Raw genomic sequence first — 22,034 nt, 5'->3', positions numbered from 1 at the left:
TCGCAATGTCAGTTTAAGTTGATTATAAAAAACAATAACTTTGCAGCTTCAAAATAGAAATATGTATAAGAAAGATTTTGAAATACGTTGGAGTGATGTTGATGCTAATAGTCATTTAGCAAACTCAGCATACGTGAATTTTATGAGTCATACACGAGTTGGCTTTTTAAATGAACATGGATTTTCTATGAGAGAATTAATAGCACATGGTATAGGACCAGTGGTGTTTTCTGAACAAATTTATTATTTCAAAGAATCATTTTTAGGTCAAACTATAACAGTAACATTGGCAGTTTCTGGATTGAGCGATGATGGTATGTTGTTTAAATTTGAGCACAATTTTTATAATGAAAAAGGGAAGCATTTAGCAACCTGTGATATTTTAGGGGCATGGATAGATTTAAAGGCTAGAAGTTTGACCGTTCTTCCAGAATCATTAAAAGCGTTGATGAAGCAATTTCCAAAGTCGGAAAACTTTAAAGTGCTAACTAAAGCAGATACCAGATCAAGCGGAAAAGTGCCTAAAAACCTAAGCTGATAGTTTTGGCTTTTTGGTCACCAAGTAAACTCCAGAGAAGATTAAAAGCATGGCAATGAGTTTTACAGGGCTTATTACATCTACACCCATAACTATAGCAAATATTCCTGCTATTACTGGTTGTAAATAAATAAAAACACCTACTGTAGACGCTTTTAACGATCGTAATGCGAACGGATTTAACACATAAGTTGCAAAAGTAGCACCAACAACTACAAATAGTACCGAAAGCCATACATAAGGTGTAAAGGTTTCCCATCTAATTTCTGTAGTTTCAGTATATCCAAAAGGTAAGACCAATACTAATCCAAATAAGAACAACCATTTTATGAGTGTAAATGGATGGTACTTGGATGTCAATTTTTTAATAATAATTATATATATGCTATAAGATATGGCATTAATAAAGATGAATAAGTTGCCTAAAGGCACATTATCACCAATACGAGTAGATTTACCCAATAGAGTTAATAGAACACCTCCACAAAACCCTAATATAACACCTAAGATCTTAAGCTTGGTTATTTTTTCAGATAAGAAAAATGAAGAAAGGACTAAGATGATTATAGGTGTTATGGTTACAATAACTGAAGCATGAATAGGTGTTGTTAACTCTAATCCTTTCAAAAACAACAACATATTTATGGCCACACCAAACACTGCACCTAAGAAAAATGTAAAGTAATCTTTTTTATCAATTTTTTCTCGCTTTAAAAATAACCCTGTAAGCCAAAACAACAGAGTGGCTCCACCAACTCTTAAAACTACAAATGCAAAAGGTTTTACAAAATTCTCATTGATAACAATTTTGGCAAAAGTGTAGTTCAACCCATATAGCAGTTGTACCATAAATAAAGCAAGTATTGCATACCTTCTGCTATTCATTTGCGTGAATATAGGCTTTGGCGGCATCTACAGTTTTAGCACTATTACCAATAAATATTTGGTCGTTGTACACAATAACGGGTCTGCTTAAAAAAGTATAATGATCTAAAATGTAGTGCTTGTAATCTTTTTCGGTGAGATTTTGATCTTTCAAGCCCATTTCTTTATAGAGTTTTGCGCGTTTACTAAATAAAGCTTCATAACTACCAGCTAATTTTTCAAGTGCTTCAATTTGCTTTACAGTAATGTCTTCCGTCTTTATGTCTTGAAATATAACATCATCAGGTAAATCCAAAGATTTAATAATTCTTACGCATGTGCTACAGGTTTTCAAGTAGTATATTTTTTTCATAAAAGTCTTTTTTAAAACCTTGATAATTACCAAGATGTTTGGTTATCGATGTGCTTTGCAAAGTAAACTGATTTCAAAAGAAAAATAGTTACTTTTATCGAAAATTTAGTTACCTATGGATTATTATGGAATAGCATCAGTTTTAATAGTATTATCGGCTCTTTTCGGTTATATAAATGTTAAGTTTTTAAAGCTGCCAATAACTATTGGTTTGATGTTGATCACTATTGTATTTACAGTGATTATAATTGCTATAGGACAGTTTGATGACACCTTATTATTACGTGAAAAAGAGCTCATTTCTCAAATTGACTTCAAAACAGTTTTACTGGATATCATGTTGAGTTTTCTTTTGTTCGCTGGAGCTTTACACACTAATTTTAATCAACTTAAAGTGCAAAGATGGCCGGTTTTGGTCTTTGCAACTTTAGGTGTCTTGGTATCTACCTTCTTAGTAGGTGTTTTAACGTTTTACTTACTTCATTTTATAGGAATTGATGTTGCATTTATCTATTGCTTGTTATTTGGAGCCTTAATTTCGCCAACAGACCCTATTGCAGTTTTAGGTATTCTTAAGAAAGCTGGAGCACCAAAAAAATTGGAAACTAAAATTGTAGGAGAATCTTTATTTAACGATGGTGTAGGTGTAGTTGTTTTTCTAACAATTTTTGCAATTGCGGCAAAACCTGAAGCAGCAATTCAAGTGGGAGAAATAGCAAAACTATTTGGCCAAGAAGTCATTGGAGGTATAGTGCTCGGCCTTATTTTAGGATACATAACCTATAAACTATTAAAGTCTATAGATGATTATGAAGTAGAAGTTATTATTACTATTGCAACAGTTATGGGAGGAAGTCTATTGGCGCATCACTGGCACTTATCTGCTCCATTAGCAATGGTTACTGCGGGCTTAATTGTTGGAAATGATACAGTACGACAATCGGCTATGTCTGAAATCACCGAAATGTACGTTGATAAATTTTGGGAATTAATCGATGTGCTTTTGAATACGGTTCTTTTTGTAATGATAGGTATGGAAATATTAGTACTTAGCTTTAGTTTTGATTATGTTTTAGCTGGTTTAATAGCCGTACCATTAGTATTGTTAAGTAGATATGTTTCTTTATGGTTGCCAATCAAGTTCTTCCATAAGAAATTAGAATTTGTGAAGCATACGAACTTAATTATGACATGGGGAGGATTACGAGGTGGTATCTCAATTGCGTTGGCTTTGAGCTTAACTCAAGATATGCATCGCGATTTGTTTTTAGTGGTTACCTATATTATTGTTGTATTCTCAATAATTGGGCAAGGACTTACAGTAGAACCAGTAATCAAACGCTTGTCAAAAAACAAAGATTAGCTTCGGTTTAAGAAAGAATTCACCTCTTCGAAAGGAATAGTAAATTCAATAATCCCTTGCGCATAGGATGCTATTTCATAAGGGTTGTATAGTATGATTAAACCCTCTTCACTGTAACCTAGAGACTCTGGTAGCTGAAAGTCTTTTCCGAAGAATAGATCTTCGACAGGTTCATTATCAGATTTTAATTTAACTTCATTAATCAACGTATGTTCAATTAGTTTAGAAAGTTTTTCGGTATTTGAAATGAGTTCTTTTTTTGTGAGTAATTTTCCAGTTTGTGGATCAAAATTAAAAAAGCGAACAGTGGTATTTCCGTGAGCGCCACCAGTGTCTAAATATGAGTTAATGGCTATACTTATAATTTCTGGTGAGCGATACGTAACTTCCCCATCGATAAACGCTTCCCATTGTTGTGCGTCATTTGGAAACTCATTTTTAAAACTAGTGAACTCGTAATTAAATTTTGCTACAGCATCATCAATAGAACCTTTTGTTTGAGAATCTTCTGAAAAATTAATTTGTTTAACAATATAATTTTGAATAGATGTATTAATGCGGTTTGCAATGTCATCTGTGCCTTCAGCTTTAGGATAAACTATAGATATTTCGGCCGATTGGGAGGTTTCGATTTGCTGTTCAACAAAGTCAATTGTAACCTCTTTGTTACAAGAATATACTAAGGTTAAGATAATGATGAGGAGGCTTGCTTTTTTCAAAATTTAATAGTTTCTGTTAAACGTACAATAAAGGTATTATATAGATTTGAATAGAACGAATTAAACCTTAAATTTGTTGCATCCTAACAATACCTTGAAATGATTTTGCTTAGTTTACGACTGAGCAATTTTAAAAACTGAAATAATACAAATGAAATTTAACACAAAAACAATACATGGAGGGCAAGAACATGATCCAGCTTATGGAAGTGTAATGCCACCAATTTATCAAACATCAACGTATGCGCAATCCACTCCTGGAGGGCACAAAGGTTATGAGTATTCAAGAACACACAATCCAACCAGAAATGCTTTAGAGAATGCTTTTGCAAGTATCGAAAATGGCAATCATGGTCTAGCTTTTGGCTCTGGATTAGCTGCAATTGATGCCGTTTTAAAATTATTACAACCTGGTGATGAGGTGATTTCTACAAATGACTTATATGGTGGGACGTATCGTTTGTTTACCAAAATATTTGAAGGCTTAGGTATTAAGTTTCACTTTATAGGTATGGAAAATGCGTCACATATTGAAAGTTATGTGAATGAGAATACCAAATTGATTTGGGTAGAAACTCCTACTAATCCAATGATGAATATTATTGATATCAAAGCTACTGCCGCGATATCAAAAAAACATAACATCCTTTTAGCTGTTGATAATACATTTGCGACGCCTTATTTACAACGACCTCTGGACTTAGGTGCAGATATTGTGATGCATTCTGCTACAAAATACTTAGGCGGACATAGCGATTTGGTTATGGGAGCTTTAATCGTTAAAGATAAAGATTTAGCAGATCGTTTGTATTTTATTCAAAATGCTAGTGGAGCAGTATGTGGACCTCAAGACAGTTTTTTAGCCTTAAGAGGTATCAAAACACTACACATAAGAATGCAGCGTCATTGTGAAAATGGCAAAGCCGTTGCCGAGTATTTAGCCAATCATCCAAAAATTGAAACCGTATATTGGCCAGGTTTTGAAAGTCATCCTAATCATGACATAGCGAAAGCACAAATGGATGATTTTGGAGGTATGGTATCTTTTACAACGAAGGGAAACAACTATGAAGAAGCAATTAAGATTGTCGAGAATCTTAAGATCTTCACTTTGGCCGAATCATTAGGTGGTGTCGAGTCTTTGGCTGGTCATCCTGCAAGTATGACGCATGCGAGTATTCCAAAAGAAGAAAGAGAAAAAACTGGTGTTGTTGATTCATTAATTAGATTAAGCGTTGGTATAGAAGACGAAGATGATTTAATTGCAGACCTAGAACAAGCCATTGGGTAAACAGCCAAAAACAGATATAAAATAAAAAGACCAAGCATTAACTTGGTCTTTTTTATGTTTAAAATTTTCCTTTTTCAATCGAGGTAATAAATATACCCAAAGTTTAACCAAACTAGCCAGTCGTTAGCTTTATTGGATTTTAAGTTGTGATCTAAGCCATCTACTTTATCATTAAAGTAATACTGCCATCTTAAATCGACCATTAAATCTGAAAGTACAGTTAATTTATAACGTGTTCCAATACTTCCTACAACAGACCAAGTTGTATCGTTGCCATCAAATAGAAATGGATCTTCATTTACGTTTGGAACAGCAGCTTCTCCCCAAGGTATCCAGAAATTAGTCGGGTCATTGATATTCATGTTACCATACGTGGTAGATACTTCTGGGTTATAAGAGGTAAAATGCACACCTAAACTTATGAATGGTGCAAATGAATAACTAAAAGCTTGGAATGAACGAATACTTTTTGGAAAAAATTCAATTTGTGTACCAATATCAAAATTCTGTGCCACACCAGAGTGTCGTCTTAAACGTTCAGCGTTTTCGCTTGTTCTAGAAGGATCAGCCCATTTACCAAAATGGTCTAAATTTGTCTTATTCCAGGAAATTTCGTTTCGTAATTTAAAATGATCATTAAAAAATGTATCTGTTGTATAACAGTTACAATCAGCCCTATAAGCAAAGTTTATGTAGTGTACTATACCAATTCCAATACCAGTATTACCTGCATTTGTTTCAAAATCTCGTCTAACACCAAAGTCAGACTGAAAGGCTACAGGTCCAGCTATGACACCAATTTCATGAGAAAAACCAAGCTGAGAATAACATTCGTTTATACCAAGTATAAATACGAATAGGTATGTTAATTGTTTAAAATTAAACGTCATAGGTTTCATTTTATTGAGGGCTTGTTCGCAAACAAATATATAAAAACTAGATGAACTACCAAAAAATTAGACGAAATGTAAAAATATCCGAACAATTGCATAATATTAAATTAGCATCGAAATAATCTGACATTGAGAATATGAAAAAAAATAGAGGTACATTTTAAAGATAATGTATCTTTGTGCTATAAAAATTTACATACATTATTAATACTGTAATAAATGAAAGAAAAAATTGACGCTTTTTTAAATCTTGTAAAAGATAAGAACAGTCACGAAACTGAGTTTTTACAAGCTGTACATGAAGTTGCAGAAACTGTAATCCCTTTTATAGAGGAGAACCCTAAGTACCAAGGCAAAATGTTATTGGAACGTATGGTTGAACCTGAACGTACTATTATTTTTAGAGTACCATGGATTGACGACCAAGGTAACACTCAAGTAAATAGAGGGTTTAGAGTAGAGTTTAACTCTGCAATTGGTCCATATAAGGGAGGTTTACGTTTTCATCCATCTGTTAACTTAAGTATTCTTAAGTTTTTAGGATTTGAACAAGTATTTAAAAACTCTTTAACAACATTGCCAATGGGTGGTGGAAAAGGAGGTTCTGATTTTAATCCAAAAGGGAAGAGTGATAATGAAGTGATGCGCTTTTGTCAATCATTCATGACCGAATTATTTAGACATATTGGCCCTAATACTGATGTTCCTGCTGGAGATATAGGTGTTGGCGGACGTGAAATAGGATATATGTTTGGTCAGTATAAGCGATTACAAAATGAATTTACTGGTGTTTTAACAGGAAAAGGGATTAGCTATGGTGGTTCATTAATTAGGCCAGAAGCGACAGGGTATGGTTGTGTATACTTTGCCAAAAATATGTTAGCGACCAATGGCGATTCTTTTGAAGGAAAATCAGTGGTGATTTCTGGTTCTGGTAACGTAGCGCAATATGCCTGTGAGAAAGCGACACAATTAGGAGCTAAAGTAGTGACATTATCTGATTCTTCTGGATATATCCATGATGCCGACGGTATTGATGCCGATAAATTAGCTTTTGTAATGAATCTTAAGAATGTGAAACGAGGTAGAATAAGTGAATATGTTGATACATATCCTATGGCAACATTCCATAAAGGAGAAAGACCATGGTCTGTTAACTGTGATATTGCATTACCTTGTGCAACTCAAAATGAACTTAATGAAGACGAAGCTAAATTATTAATAGCTAATAATGTTATAGCTGTTGCAGAAGGAGCTAACATGCCAACAACACCAGAAGCTATTGAAGCGTTTCAAAATGCTAAAGTATTGTTTTCACCAGGAAAAGCATCTAATGCTGGAGGTGTAGCTACTTCTGGATTGGAAATGAGTCAAAACTCATTAAGATTAAGCTGGACCAGAGAGGAAGTTGATGAAAAGCTTAATAAAATTATGGATGATATTCATGAGTCTTGTGTTGAATACGGGACAAGAGCAGACGGTTATGTTGATTATGTAAAAGGAGCCAATGTTGCTGGTTTTGTGAAAATTGCCGATGCGATGCTTGCTCAAGGTGTTGTATAATCTGCATCATAAATAAATAAAAAAGCTTTCAGATAACTCCGAAAGCTTTTTTTATTTACTAAGGTTATATGATATTTGATAAAATGTCGTTAGATATAAATATATTTGACAAAAACAATTGGTATGTTTAAAAGAATAATATGTATCCTTTTAGTTTTAATTTCTTTTGAAAGTAATTCTCAAGATTTTTCAACGCTTTGGGAAGGGTATTTCTCTTTTTTTGATATAAAGGATGTCACTCAAAGCAGTGACAAAATTTATGCAGCTTCAGAGAACGCTATATTTAGTTATGATATATTTACCAATGAAATAGAAACAATAACCACAATTAATGGTTTATCTGGAGAAACAATATCTACTATAAGGTATAGTGATAATTTTAATGTGTTAATTGTTGGTTACGAAACAGGATTAATGGAAATCATTTTTGATTCAGATTCTGAAATATTGTCTGTTGTCGATATCCTAGAAAAAGAATCTATTTCTCCCACACTTAAAAGGATTAACCATTTTAATGAAGACAATGGACTCCTCTATATTTCTACAGATTTCGGAGTTTCAGTTTATGATTTAGAGCAATTGCAGTTTGGAGATACTTATTTTTTAGGTAATGGAGGTAGTCAAATAGTTGTTAATCAAACCACCATTTCTAATGGTTTTATATATGCAGCATGTAGTTCAAGTAATGCTATAAAAAAGGCATCGCTTTCCAATCCAAACTTGATTGATTTTCAACAGTGGACAACCGTTTCTTTTGGTGATTTTGCAGCTATTCAACAGGTAGGAAGTAAGTTATATGCAGTAAGATTCAATAATTCCATATATGAAATTGTAAATGATAATTTAAATCTATTACTTGTATATCCAACATTACCTGTAGATGTTAGAACAGTCGGTGATAATTTAGTCGTAGCCCTTCAGGAAACAGTTTTTGTTTATGATGAAAACTTTTTAGAAGTACAGAGCGCATCCACAAATGAAAATTTTGATACTGATTTTACATCTGCTACAATTTCAGAAAATAATATTTATATTGGTACTATTGGCTTAGGTGTTCTAAAAACAATTCAGGATACTCCTGATGAGTATGATATTATCTTACCGGAAGGTCCTTTAAGAAATGATGCCTTTAAAATACAAGCAGGTGATGGTGTGTTATGGGTGACTTATGGTGATTATAATAGGTCTTTTAACCCTAGTCCTTTTAGGCAAAGAGGAGTTAGTGTCTTTAGAGAAGAATCTTGGAATAATATTCCTTATGATAGTTTATTTAATGCGAGAAACCTATGTGATATTGCTATAAATCCGTTTAATCCAAGTCAAGTTTTTATTAGCTCATTTCAAGACGGTATCGTAGAAATTAATGATGAAGTACCTACAATAAAATATAATCAAGATAATAGTGGTTTGGAGTCCTTAATTTTTCCGCCTGTTCCAAGTTTTGTAAGTATACGTCAAGCGGGATCAACATTTGATAGAAATGGAATTATGTGGACTGTGACCGCTAAAGTAGATCGCGCTTTAAAATCGTACGATCCATCCACAAATCAATGGCAAGGTTACAGCTTTTCCGAACTTTTACCAGATGCTTTAAATGGAGAACAAGGTTTTTCAGATATTGTTGTTGGAAGCGGAGGTATGAAATGGACTACGAGCTTCCTTAATGGTGTTATTGGGTATAACACTGATACTCAGCAAATAAACAACGTGTCTACTGAAGAACAGAACATGCCATCTGAGCAAGTAAGAGCGCTGGCATTAGATAGTAGAAATCAACTTTGGATAGGAACAAGTAAAGGTCTAAGAGTATTATTTAACACCTCAAATTTTGTTGACGACCCAGACCCTAGAGTTAATGAGATTGTGATTTTAGAGAATGGAATACCTACCGAATTGTTATCAAATCAATTTATTACAGACATAAAGGTTGATGGTTCAGATAATAAATGGGTCGGAACATTGGATTCTGGTATTTTTTATTTTTCTCCAGATGGTCAAGAAACGATATTTCAATTTACAACAGATAATTCTCCATTGCCTTCTAATACTATAACAGATATATCTATTGACCCTCAATCTGGAAAAGTATTTATAGCAACAACTAAAGGATTAGTGTCATTCTCGTCTGGAGGTACAAAACCAAAAGAAGATCTTGAAGAAGCATTTGTGTATCCAAATCCTGTAAGACCAGAGTATAATATTTTAGGTTTTGATGATTTAAATGATATTAATAAAGGCATTAAGATTTCGGGATTAACCGAAAATGTGAATGTAAAGATTACCGATATAGAAGGTAACCTTGTTGCTGAAGCGCAATCTCGCGTGAACCAAAGATCATCTAATTATAATTTTGCTATCGATGGTGGTACTGGAATTTGGAATGGAAAAAATCTAAGAGGTAATGTGGTTGCTTCTGGTGTGTACTTACTCTTAATTTCTGATTTAGATTCTTTTGAAACCAAAGTTCTAAAACTCTTAATTGTTAGATAACAAGTCCTATAATGCTTATTAAAACTAAAGTTATTGTTCTTTCTAAGCTCAAATATAGGGACAATGATCTTATCGTAAAATGTTTTACCTCACATAGAGGCGTTGTTAGTTATTTATTAAGAGGTGTTCTAAATTCTAAGAAAGGGCAATCTAAAATTGCCTATTTTCAACTGTTATCTCAATTACAAGTAGAGGAGAGTTATAGAGAAAATCAATCTTTACAGACGATTAAAGATTTACGATTAGATTACAGTTTTACTAGTTTACATACAAACATACTTAAGAGTTCAATTGTGATGTTCTTAGCTGAGGTTTTGGCTTCGGTTCTTAGAGAAGAGGAAAAAAACGAACAACTCTATGACTATCTAGAAACGACATTTAGATGGTTGGATACTAAAGATGAATTTTCAAATTTCCATTTATTGTTTTTACTCAACTTAACAAAACATTTAGGTTTTTATCCCGATACAACAGATACTAATCAAATGTATTTCAATTTAAACAATGGTCTTTTTGAATCTAAAAAAGAAGATGTTTACAGTATTTCAGGTGAAAATTTAACAATCCTTAAACAGCTATTAGGCATAAATTTTGATGCACTAGAGAGTATAAAATTGAATTCAAAACAAAGACAATCATTTCTTGCTATGCTTTTGCTATATTTTGAATTACATTTGGGCAGTTTTAAAAAACCAAAATCCCTACAAATTTTCAATCAGGTATTTAATTAAAATTTATGAAGTCTATACTTTCAGTTTTATTTATCCTTTCATTTTTAATTGGTAATGCACAAACCGTTACTGTTTTAGAAGAAGGCACAAAGGCACCTATATCTGGTGTGGCCATTTTCAACTTTAAAAAGGATAAGTCTGTTGTGACTAACATAGATGGAAAAGCATCCTTAGAATTATTTGAGGCTAATGAGACTGTTTATTTTCAAAATATACTATATAAGAAAAGAGCGATTAAAATATCTCAAATTGGCGTAGATTTTATTATATACTTAACACCAAGGATAGAAGATTTAAATCAAGTGGTGATTTCAGCTTCAAAATTTGAACAAAGTAAACGCGATATACCGCAAACCATTGTGAATATAAGTGCTAAGGATATTCAATTTGAAAACCCACAAACCAGTGCAGATCTTCTTGAAAGTACAGGTAATGTCTATATACAAAAGAGTCAATTAGGAGGAGGAAGCCCAATGATAAGAGGGTTTTCTACGAATAGACTTTTAATTACTGTTGATGGAGTGCGAATGAATAATGCAACGTTTAGAGGAGGTAATATTCAAAATGTTATTTCTATCGACCCTTTTACGATTCAAAATACTGAAATCACACTTGGAGCTGGATCTGTAGTCTATGGAAGTGACGCCATTGGTGGTGTTATGAGCTTCTACACGCAAAAACCGCAGTTGTCTTATAAAGATTCTCTATATTTTAATGCTAATTTAGCATTAAGATATGCTTCTGCAAATAAAGAAAAGACAGGCCATTTAGATTTGAATTTCGGATTAAAGGAATGGGCTTTTTTGAGTAGCGTAAGCTATACAGATTTTGATGACTTAAGGATGGGTAAACACGGTCCTGATGATTACTTAAGACCTGAGTATGTTGAAACTATTAATGGAGAAGATATTATTGTTCAAAATGAAAATCCTCGTGTTCAAAAACCAACTGGCTATGACCAGATCAATTTCTTGCAAAAAGTAAGATATGAACCGAAAGAAAACTTAAGTTTTGATTTAGGATTATATTATACCACAACATCATCTTACCCCAGATATGATCGATTAATTAGATATAGAGATGATAACCTGCGTTCTGCCGAGTGGAACTATGGACCGCAACGTTGGTTCATGGGTAACTTTCAAGTGACAAAATTGAGTAGTGCTTCTAATCTTTATGATAAAATTCAAGCGACAGTTGCGTATCAAAACTTTCAAGAGAGTAGACAAGACAGAGATTTTCAATCTGAAATTAGAAATATAAGAGAAGAAGCTGTAGATGCCTATTCTCTAAATGTGGATTTAGAGAAAAGTTTAAGCACTAAGACAAAATTGTTCTATGGACTAGAATATGTGTACAACAATGTGAATTCTGAAGGCATTGAGACAAACATTACAACTAATACAAGTGTGCCAACGGTATCAAGGTATCCTAACGGATCCAATTGGCAATCTATAGCCGCTTATGCGAGTTTTAAGTATAAACCTAACTCTAAATTCGTATTTCAGTCTGGCCTGAGGTATAACCATATCACAGCTAATGCAGATTTTACTGAAAATAACGAATTCTTGAATCTCCCGTTTGATAAAGCTAAACTCAATGCTGGAGCAATTACAGGAACAGCAGGAATAAGCTGGATACCTTCAAAAATGATGCAATGGAAATTTAATGCGTCTACTGCATTTAGAGCCCCAAATATTGATGATATAGGTAAGGTGTTTGATTCAGAACCAGGCTCGGTTGTGGTGCCTAACCCTAATTTAAGGCCAGAATATGCTTATGGTGGTGAACTTGGGTTTCGATTAAATGTTGATGATACGTTTATTGTAGAAATGGCTACCTATTACACTTTTTTAGATAATGCATTGATTCGAAGAGATTTTACATTGAATGGTGCATCTCAAATTGAATATGATGGCGAATTAAGTAATGTACAGGCTATTCAAAATGCATCAAAAGAATGGATCTATGGTTTTGAGGCAGGTATTGTTGTCAATCTTACAGAACGTTTAAAATTATCATCACAGTATAATATCATTGGCGGAACAGAGGATAATGAAGGTGTTGAAGTACCTGTTAGACATATTGCTCCAAATTTTGGAAACACACACTTTATTTGGCAAAACGAGAAATTTCAAATAGACGCATTTGCTGAGTATAATAGTGAGTTGTCCTTTAGTCAATTTGCACCATCAGAACAATCAAAAGATTTTATTTATGCATTAGATGAAAATGGAAACCCTTACTCACCATCTTGGTATACATTTAATATCAGAACGAAATATAAAATTTCCGATACTGCAACATTTATTGCATCCTTAGAGAATATAACAGACCAACGTTACCAAACGTATTCTTCAGGTATTGCAGCTCCTGGAAGAAACTTGATTTTATCACTGCGTTATAGTTTGTAGGAGTAAAAACAAAAAGAGGTTTCAGTATACACCAAAACCTCAGTAATTTATATTTCTAAGTGTAGTTTATTTTCTTTTTACCGCCTTTTTAGTAATTACTTGTCCGTTAGAAAGCGTCACTCTCGCAATGTAAGTCGATTGACTTAAACGGGACAAATTGTAAACTTCCACATTGTTATTTCCTTTAAACTGATAAATTACACGTCCTATAGCATCAATAATTTCAACCTGTTGTATAAGTAAAGCATTACCTACTGAAAATTTAACATCACCATCATTTAATTCAATAATTGTAAAATCATTTGGGTCTATATCATTTTCATTTACTGAAAGTGCTTCCGGTTGAAATACGATTTCAAAACGTGAATTGAATTCACCAACTTCAGAAGTAAAGACGTAATCGTTGGTGCTTAAATCATGAGTAATATCTAATAAGTTATCTTTTAGATACACCGTATTATCGTTCATAAAATCACCCTGTAATTCAGCAATAGATATAGTATAAAGCGTAGCCTCATCTATAATTGTATAAAATCCTAATGGGATAACTTCTTCTATTGACAAAGTATTTGTTGCTTTACCTTGAATGGCAAATTTCTTATCACTAGAACTATCAATTAATGAGTAGAATACGGCATTAGCATTAGCCGATAGGTTTTTGTGTGCATCATAATACATTCCATCATCATCATTGGTTGCTCCATCTACATAACCAACAAGTATTTGATTGAAAACGCCGTTATCTGAAGTTAAATCTAATCGGATCTTGTTAAATATTGAAGCACTTGACGTTCTGAAAAACTGCGAATTATTTCCAGTAACTCTCATGCTGTTATTAAACACAACATCTGTTGTTCTGATCGTTCCAGAAACCACAGTAGAAGGAGAGGCATCAGACATAGATACAAAGAATCCTTGACCAGAAGGTATAAAGCGATCTGGAACTACACCATCTCCACCAGCTGTTTGACCAGTACCATTTATAATTGCATAATCACTTTGCGAGTAATTTAGGACTTCATTACCATTAGTGTTTCCATCTGCAGGCGTATTATGAGACCAAAAGAAAATAGCACCATTAGTAGCACCTACTGTTTGGTCAATACTAGCATTAGCAGTTAAAAATAAATCGGCATCAATAGCTGAAGGATAAGGGTTCCCTATGAAATTCCAGTTATTATCATTCGTTTCTGCATCATTTCTATAAATTGGAATGTTATAAACCCCATTATTAAAAGGGCCTTCAAACGTATATTTGTATTGCGCAACACCAACATAACCTAAAGCATTATGAGTTGACGCATATCCAACACCAGGAGCCATTACCATTGCGGCACCAGCTGTTTGCCAGTCATTGGCATCATCATCAATATCATCTTGACCAGCTACTGCAGTATTATCGTTATTAGTTTCTTGAAAAGAGTCTCTATAGTTTTGTCCATTATACCAAAAACGTCTTACCGAAGAAGCTTCACTTAAACCATCACTAATAGTTTCTCCAGAGACAGGTGATGACCAATAGGTATACTCTTGGTACGAATTTAAAATAGCCGTTTCTTTTTCAACAGTACTTCTAGTTTTATCACTAGTCACTGCACCATCTACAGCTCCTGAATCGTTATTTTGAACAAAGGCGCCATCAGTTTCAATCAAAATGTTTCCATTTACAGTGAGATCGTTTTCAACTTCAACATAAGTTCCATTAGATATGGTAAGTGTATGAGTCGCATTAATAATTAAGATGCAGGCTTCAAAACTTGTTTGTCCGTTTGTACCAATACTCGTATCATAATCGCCATCGATAACGGCCACCTTGTCAATAGCTGGAACTGAAGACCAATTCGTACCATCCCAAACGGTTCTTGGAATATCTAATTTAATAGCATTACTAGCAGTATAGCATGTTGCATCATCCTCTCTTACCTGACAGTAATATTGATAACCATCTAAATTAAAAGGATCTAAAATATCTAATGTAGCTAATGTAGCTCCAGAATAAGTTGCTCCATTTGTAATAGCTGTCCAGTTTAAGTCACCTTGAGCAGCAAAGTACCATTGATAAGCTAATGAATTTCCGCCAGAAAAACCTTCATTGGCAGCAACACTAAGTGATACTATAAGGTTGCAATCAGTCGATGGTAAGCTTGGTTGAGCGGTTATTAATGGTGGTGTACCTGTTGAGAAGTCATAAACACCTATATCCGAATAATCATTTGTGCTTGCACATGTACCAGAACCTGAACCAGCCCAATCAATTATATTCCAATCTCCAGTATTAAATGTTGTGGTAGGAATAGGTGTAGCTGTATTCAATCTTCTGAAATTAAAGCCTCTATCTCCTGTGATAGATGTAGAATTCATCCAATTGTCAACTCCAAACTCTCCAAAGGCATCTATCAATGCGCCTGAATTGTAAAGACCAATAAAATCATGCTCATTATTAACAACATTCACACCAGCTAATGTTGAACTTACGAGGTCTCCATATGAACCGTCTCCACCAGGTGTAGCACAAAGTGAACTACTAAGAACTCCTGAAGTACCAGTAGTTAGAACAAAAGTGTCTCCAGCATTAATAGTCCCACTTAAGGTTTGTGAGGTAAAACTAGAGGTACTACCATTGGCATAAACTCTAACCTCATAGTTAGCTAGATTCACATTAGCGCCTGTTGCGTTATAAATTTCTATATATGTTAAACTACCGTAGGTTGCATCTGTTACTTCACTTATGAATAGCTCTCCTAGTGCCGAACCGCCTTCGCAAGTTCCAATTTGAGTGTCTATTACAGTAAATGCAGCACTACCCGGACAGCCAAAATCATCAGTGATTTCTAAATTTCCTGTTAGCGCACCATTAGGAACTGTAACTTCCATAACTGTGCTAGATATATTAGTAACAGTTGCTGCTAAACCATTAAAAGTAGCTGTTGCTGTACTTAAATCTGTTCCTGTAACAGTCACTATTGTTCCCTCAGGTCCAGAATTTGGAGATAATGCTATTGCATTTGCAACACAATTTCCAGTTCCTTGAACTCTAAAAGTATAAGGGTTTTCATCACCATCATCGTTAGTAATTATAATATCTGCTTGTCTTATACCAGCGGCAAGTGGAGAAAACGACACTTCAAATACTGTAAGATTAGATATAGCAACACTTGATGCTGGAGCTACCGTTATAGTGAAATCGCCTGGATTAGTTCCGCCAACAGTAATATTAGATATGTTTAGTACATCTGTCCCTAAGTTTTGAATTCTAAATGTTTTTTCTTGAGACGATCCTATAAACTGGGCGGCAAATAATGTATTATCAGTACCGCTTGGTGTAACATCTCCATTAGCAATATCAGGAAACGCTCCTATATCTCCTTCAACGTTTATTTCAGGAGCTGGAGAAGTACCTGTACCTTGAAGAGTTATAGTACAAGCAGATTCATCAGAATCATCATTATTAATAGTAAGTGTGGCATTTCTAAAGCCAATAACACTTGGAGTAAATCTTACGGTCACCGTTTGAGTATTTCCTGCAGCAACAATAAAAGGAGTCGCTGGTGAAACAATCGAAAAATCTCCTGAAGCGGGTCCAGTAATAGCAAGTGAAGATACAGTTAAACCCGAAGCTCCATCATTATCAATATCAAAAGTAATATCAGTATCAAAACTAGTGGCTTGAGAGCCAAATGCCATAATAAAAGCTCCACAGGCTTGATCGGTATTTGAAGCATCAACAAGTTGTATCTCTGGAACTGTACACGGAGACACTAGAGTGTTGTCTCCTGGAGAACCTCCGGTTAATACAGCTTGCCAATTTGTATCTGTATCAGAATTATCTGCTGTAGCATTTATAACATGAAATGAACTGCCATTACCATCAGTAGCATTACTATCAGCATTATCATAAGCGACCAAATCTATCACATTATTAGTTGGAGATTCTAGTGTAATAGTTGCTCCACCATTGGTCAAGAAATTCGTAGCTCCAACAGGATTAGAATAGTCTGGTGTAAATGGACATTCTGGTGCAGGAGATGAACCTAAATGTCCTAATAAGACAGTAATACAAGTGTTTGCTGGAATTGTAGTACTTGAAGGAAATGTAAATCTTGTTGTTCCATTTACATCAATTGTATAGTCACTCACATCTTGTGCAGTCCCATTAAGATTACAGATTTCTATCCATTCGTAATCATTTGCGGCTGGAGGGTTATACATGATTTCTGTAATGACAACATCTGCTAAAGCAAATACTGTAAGCATAGCACTATTTGATGTTGTTGATCCACAGGTATTTGTTACCACACATCTGTATAAATCACCGTCCATGGCAAGGGTAGTAGCTGCAGTTGTATAGGTATCTGTTGTTGCTCCTGTACCTCCAGTAACATTATTCCAATTTGCACCTCCATTTGTTGAAACTTCCCATTGATAGGTAGGGGTTGGAGTTCCTGAAGCTGTTACAGAAAACGTAGCTGTATTTGGAATAACTTCATTTTGATTTGTTGGTTGTACTGAAATTGTTGGTGCAGCATTGATAACAACAGCATAATTCAGGTTACCATTTGACCAACACATTGCAGCAGTGTCATATGCTCTTATATAATAAGTTCCAGTAACATTGACATTAAAAGTTCCTGTTGCGTTATCTGTAGTTGCTGTTCCTGTAGCAGAAGTTTGCCAATAATTTATGGTTCCTGCAGCAGGTGTTCCTGTATACGTTAATGTTGTGTTAGTACATGCTGGAGTGGTTCCAGAAATAGTTCCTGTTGGGTCTGCTGGCGGTGTACAAGTAGAGATACCCCATATTTCAATATTGTCAATTGCAATATCTTCATCACCATCATTAAGTCCATTAAATTCAATCTCAATATCTAAATTTGCTCCTGTACCAGTAATAGTAGCAATATATTGTGTAAAAGTATCAGTTATTGATGTGCTATTACCAAGCCCATCAAAATTTGTGTCTAATCTAGGTTCTGTATTAGTTCCACCTGCAGCTTCAACCCATAGAATATTCTGAGAAGCCCCAGAATCAATAGAGCCATTTATGTGCATATATGAACCTCCATCCCAATCTTGGTTTCCTCCATCGTCATCTTCTGCAATGTGGATTCGTAATTCTAAACTAGCATAATTATTGATGTTTATATTATCGAAATTTAAACTTAAGGTATTTGGCCCTCCATCTCCATTGGTGTCATGTACAGCAAAAAAATAGGCTCCTTGATTGTTTGAAAAAACCATTTGAGAACCATCAATGTTAGATGTACCATCAGTTCTTGTAAAGTAGTCTTCAGATCCGTCTGTAAATTCTGCAACACTCGTTGTGTAGCCACCTACAGTTTCAAAAGTCAATTCTGCTATTTTTACCTGTCCATAGCCAGACACAACAAAGCACAAGATTGCGATTAAGATTAGGGAGTAATTCTTTTTCATAGGGATGAATTAATTTTTATTTTTTTGCTCACTAAGCAAACGTGCAAATTTACACAAAAATACTTATTAATGAGTGGCTTAAGGTACGACATTTATTAACAAAATGTTATATTTTCGCACTATGAATCTATCAAGAACATATACATTCGACGAAGCGCAAAAACGACTGGAACGTTATTGTGCATATCAAGAACGTTGTCATAAAGAAGTGACACAAAAATTATATGAAATGAGAATGATTTCAGAAGCTAGAGACCAAATTATAGTGCATTTACTTCAGCACAATTTTTTAAACGAAGAGCGTTTTGCAAAAGCATTTGTGAGAGGGAAATTCAGGATAAAAAAATGGGGAAAGCAACGGTTACAATTAGAATTAAAACGAAGAGATATTAATAAAACCCTTATTAACATTGCTTTGAGTGAAATTAGTGAATCTGATTATTACTCTACTTTTCATGACTTAGCTGAAAAAAAAGTTAAGACAATTAAAGAGACCAATGTGCTTAAAAAGAGAAAAAAACTGGCAGATTATTTATTGTACAGAGGATGGGAAAGTTCACTAGTATATGATAAAATTAGAGAGTTGATTCCATAAAAAAACCAGCTTTAATCAAAGCTGGTTTTTTACATTTAAATATGTTCTTCTATCGTTTTACAGATTAAATGAAGCACCAATATTGATCGCAAATTGGTTGTGAATAAAATTTGCTGGCTCTAATTTATCTTCATCATATTTTGCTAGAGGGAATGTGGCTTCAGTATACACTCCAAATCCATCAGTAAAGAAATAACGAGCGCCAATATGACCTCCAAAATTCTTCAAGCTTAAACTTAAACCAGGATATAGATCAAAATTGTCATCAATATTTAAAACATTACCTAGGTTAGCATTGAAACGCGCTTTTAAGTCAAAACGATCACCAAAATCGGCATCTAAAATATCATCAACTCCAAGGGCATAGGTTGAAGAAACTCCAATAGAAATATTCTCTCCAATTCCATAATCATAGGTAACATTTATTCCAGTAGCTTCATCTTGAAGGTTGGCCCCAACTTGAAATTTTTGGTCACCTTTTCCTTTATAGGCTTGAGCATTCACAAATGAAACGGAAATCAAAGCGGTAAGTAAAAGTAATTTTTTCATAATCATTATTCTAAAAAATTGAGAAGGCAAATATATTATAAGTTTTTAAGACTGAAGGGTTTTTACTAAAAACTCTTATTTGTCCTAGTAATGGCTTGTTCGTTTTTCCAATCAATCCATTTTTGACCTTTTATCCGCCTCATGAGGTTGTCAAAATGACGCATAATCAAAACATTATATATTGCTTTGCTTAGGTTTTTTGGATGTCTAGCTATAGCTCTTAAACTCATAGAAAATCCAGGCGTAAGATACTTCATGTAGTGCCAATAACCTTCAGGCATGTACAATATTTCTCCATGACTTAATTCACATTGCCAGCCTTTTGCATGTTTTAGCGCTGGCCATTTTTCGAAATCTGGATTTGAAAAATCGATATCCTCTCTGGTTATCAACGAATGCGGAATTTTATATAAATAATCGTTTTGTTTTTGGTCAAACAAAACACACTGTTTTTTTCCTTCAAAATGAAAATGAAAGATATTAGCTAAATCAATATCATAATGCATAAAGGTGTGAGAGTTTCTACCACCAAAAAATAACATGGGTAGACTTTTCATTAGTTTCAAACCAAAATCGGGATAAGAATAATCGTTTTGAAGTTGTGGGATTTCCTTTAAAATATTCCAAAGAAAAATGCGATATTTTGTAGGCTCTTTTTTAAGTAAATCTACATATTCGCTCATTTTCATTTTAGCATGAGGCTCGTTGAAACCATCCTTATAATCGACAGGCCTGTCATCATAAAGCGGCACAGTTTTGTCACCTGCGATGTTCTTCATGTAGTCTAAACTCCATTTAGTATAGGCAGGCCAATCTTCAATGAAACGTTCTATGACCACAGGTTTTTGTGGTTTGAAGTAGTTTTTTATAAACTCCTCTTTGGTAATGTTTTTAACACGAGGAATATCTTGAAGATTGAGTTTCAAATGTCAAAAAATTTAAGTTTCAAAGTTAAGAAAACGTTATGAAACGGAATTAATTGTATGTTAAAATTTCCGAACTAAACACCAATTTTGACTTTTTCAGAATTAAAAACGATTGACAAACGTGTCAAGTCATTTGCTTAATTATGAATTACTTAAGTGCTTTTGCTTTTTGCTTAGCTTCTTCATTACGCTCAATAGTATGCTCTGGTCGCGTCCATTTTGGTTTTTCACCTAAGGCTTGGTATTGCGAGTTTTGAGCTTCTACTGTTTCAGGTTGCATTTTTTTGATAAATGGTTTTTGAGGATTTAAACCAAGTAGTTTAAACATTTCCATGTCTTCGTTCACATCTGGATTTGGAGTTGTAAGTAATTTGTCTCCAGCAAAAATTGAGTTTGCACCAGCAAAGAAACACATGGCTTGACCTTCACGTGTCATTTCAGTTCGACCAGCACTTAAACGTACTTGCGTTTCTGGCATTACAATTCTGGTGGTTGCTACCATTCTTACCATATCCCAAATAGATACTGGTTTTTGGTCTTCTAAAGGTGTTCCTTCTACTGCTACCAAAGCATTTATTGGAACAGACTCTGGTTGTGGATTCAATGTTGATAAGGCCACTAACATACCTGCTCTATCTTCAGTTTTTTCTCCCATTCCAATAATACCACCAGAGCAAACCGTTACATTGGTTTTTCTAACATTATCTATAGTTTCTAAACGATCTTCATAGCCACGAGTTGAAATCACTTCTTTATAGTATTCTTCAGAAGAATCTAAATTGTGATTATAGGCATACAATCCAGCTTCAGCTAAACGTTGAGCTTGGTTTTCGGTAATCATACCTAATGTACAACACACTTCCATATCTAGTTTATTAATGGTTCTTACCATTTCTAAAACTTGATCAAACTCTTCACCATCTTTCACATTACGCCAAGCGGCTCCCATACATACACGAGAACTTCCTGATGATTTTGCACGTAAGGCTTGCGCTTTTACCTGTTGAACAGACATCAAATCATTGCCTTCAACATCTGTGTGATATCTTGCTGCTTGTGGACAATATCCACAATCTTCAGGGCAACCACCTGTTTTTATTGAAAGTAATGTTGATACTTGAACTGTATTAGGATCGTGATGATTGCGATGAATAGTTGCAGCATCATATAATAATTCCATTAAAGGTTTATTATAAATCTCTAGAATTTCTTCTTTGGTCCAGTTGTGTCTTGTTTCATTCATAGATCAAAAATAAAATTTAAAATAATACTACAATAAAAAGAATGCTGTAAAT

The 22,034-nt window shown here is 34.1% G+C and carries 16 protein-coding genes; 8 read left to right on the top strand and 8 right to left on the bottom strand.

The features are described 5' to 3' along the window. Positions 1-61: 61 nt before the first annotated feature. A complete protein-coding gene (locus KWG70_RS02310) occupies positions 62-538 on the top strand; it encodes an acyl-CoA thioesterase (protein ID WP_230934379.1) in 477 nt (158 codons plus the stop codon). Here the strand turns inward: KWG70_RS02310 and KWG70_RS02305 are convergent. Next, positions 530-1,423 carry a DMT family transporter gene (locus KWG70_RS02305; RefSeq protein WP_230934378.1) on the bottom strand — a complete coding sequence of 298 codons (894 nt, stop codon included), beginning with the start codon at positions 1,421-1,423 and terminating at the stop codon, positions 530-532. The genes KWG70_RS02310 and KWG70_RS02305 overlap by 9 nt on opposite strands. After that, on the bottom strand, positions 1,416-1,775 hold the full coding sequence (locus tag KWG70_RS02300) for an arsenate reductase family protein (protein WP_230934377.1): 360 nt from the start codon (positions 1,773-1,775) through the stop codon (positions 1,416-1,418). Before KWG70_RS02300 ends, KWG70_RS02305 begins: the two co-directional genes overlap by 8 nt. Positions 1,776-1,890: 115 nt before the next feature. Between KWG70_RS02300 and KWG70_RS02295 the strand changes: the two genes are divergently transcribed. Then, a complete protein-coding gene (locus KWG70_RS02295) occupies positions 1,891-3,138 on the top strand; it encodes a cation:proton antiporter (RefSeq protein ID WP_230934376.1) in 1,248 nt (415 codons plus the stop codon). On the opposite strand, the gene KWG70_RS02290 is transcribed toward KWG70_RS02295, so the two are convergent. After that, a complete protein-coding gene (locus tag KWG70_RS02290; RefSeq protein ID WP_230934375.1) occupies positions 3,135-3,857 on the bottom strand; it encodes a DUF3298 and DUF4163 domain-containing protein in 723 nt (240 codons plus the stop codon). The two genes, KWG70_RS02295 and KWG70_RS02290, sit on opposite strands and share 4 nt — an antisense overlap. Positions 3,858-4,008: 151 nt before the next feature. Here KWG70_RS02290 and KWG70_RS02285 point away from each other — a divergent pair, with 151 nt between their 5' ends. Next, the gene (locus tag KWG70_RS02285; RefSeq protein WP_230934374.1) at positions 4,009-5,148 is read left to right on the top strand and encodes a cystathionine gamma-synthase; all 1,140 of its coding nucleotides are present in this window, start codon (positions 4,009-4,011) and stop codon (positions 5,146-5,148) included. A 74-nt stretch (positions 5,149-5,222) separates the two neighbouring features. Here the strand turns inward: KWG70_RS02285 and KWG70_RS02280 are convergent, their stop codons facing one another. Next, entirely contained in the window at positions 5,223-6,038 is an 816-nt protein-coding gene (locus tag KWG70_RS02280; RefSeq protein ID WP_230934373.1) for a THC0290_0291 family protein, read from the bottom strand. Positions 6,039-6,260: 222 nt separating this feature from the next. On the opposite strand from KWG70_RS02280, the gene gdhA reads away from it, so the two are divergent. From gdhA to KWG70_RS02260, 4 genes are all read left to right on the top strand, one after another. Continuing rightward, positions 6,261-7,604, top strand: a complete 1,344-nt coding sequence (gdhA, locus tag KWG70_RS02275; RefSeq protein WP_230934372.1) for an NADP-specific glutamate dehydrogenase — start codon at positions 6,261-6,263, stop codon at positions 7,602-7,604. 123 nt (positions 7,605-7,727) lie between these two features. After that, positions 7,728-10,094, top strand: a complete 2,367-nt coding sequence (gene porZ, locus KWG70_RS02270) for a type IX secretion system anionic LPS delivery protein PorZ (RefSeq protein WP_230934371.1) — start codon at positions 7,728-7,730, stop codon at positions 10,092-10,094. A gap of 11 nt (positions 10,095-10,105) precedes the next feature. Then, the gene (gene recO, locus KWG70_RS02265) at positions 10,106-10,825 is read left to right on the top strand and encodes a DNA repair protein RecO (protein WP_230934370.1); all 720 of its coding nucleotides are present in this window, start codon (positions 10,106-10,108) and stop codon (positions 10,823-10,825) included. 5 nt (positions 10,826-10,830) lie between these two features. After that, on the top strand, positions 10,831-13,239 hold the full coding sequence (locus KWG70_RS02260) for a TonB-dependent receptor (protein ID WP_230934369.1): 2,409 nt from the start codon (positions 10,831-10,833) through the stop codon (positions 13,237-13,239). 66 nt (positions 13,240-13,305) lie between these two features. On the opposite strand, the gene KWG70_RS02255 is transcribed toward KWG70_RS02260, so the two are convergent. Continuing rightward, positions 13,306-18,669: a lamin tail domain-containing protein gene (locus KWG70_RS02255; protein WP_230934368.1), complete on the bottom strand. Its 5,364-nt coding sequence runs from the start codon at positions 18,667-18,669 to the stop codon at positions 13,306-13,308. Positions 18,670-18,790: 121 nt separating this feature from the next. Between KWG70_RS02255 and KWG70_RS02250 the strand changes: the two genes are divergently transcribed. Further along, entirely contained in the window at positions 18,791-19,264 is a 474-nt protein-coding gene (locus KWG70_RS02250) for a regulatory protein RecX (RefSeq protein ID WP_230934367.1), read from the top strand. Positions 19,265-19,321: 57 nt separating this feature from the next. On the opposite strand, the gene KWG70_RS02245 is transcribed toward KWG70_RS02250, so the two are convergent. The 3 genes from KWG70_RS02245 to bioB form a co-directional block, all read right to left on the bottom strand. Continuing rightward, positions 19,322-19,813 (bottom strand): DUF6646 family protein, encoded by a 492-nt coding sequence (locus tag KWG70_RS02245; RefSeq protein ID WP_230934366.1) that lies wholly within the window; start codon positions 19,811-19,813, stop codon positions 19,322-19,324. Between the two features lie 65 nt (positions 19,814-19,878). Further along, positions 19,879-20,739, bottom strand: a complete 861-nt coding sequence (locus KWG70_RS02240; RefSeq protein ID WP_230934365.1) for a cupin-like domain-containing protein — start codon at positions 20,737-20,739, stop codon at positions 19,879-19,881. A 148-nt stretch (positions 20,740-20,887) separates the two neighbouring features. Beyond that, the gene (gene bioB / locus KWG70_RS02235; RefSeq protein ID WP_230934364.1) at positions 20,888-21,982 is read right to left on the bottom strand and encodes a biotin synthase BioB; all 1,095 of its coding nucleotides are present in this window, start codon (positions 21,980-21,982) and stop codon (positions 20,888-20,890) included. Positions 21,983-22,034 lie beyond the last annotated feature (52 nt).

The sequence above is a fragment of the Psychroserpens luteolus genome (genome assembly GCF_021032705.1).
Lineage (GTDB): Bacteria > Bacteroidota > Bacteroidia > Flavobacteriales > Flavobacteriaceae > Psychroserpens > Psychroserpens luteolus.
This window is presented reverse-complemented; position numbering and strand designations above follow the sequence as displayed.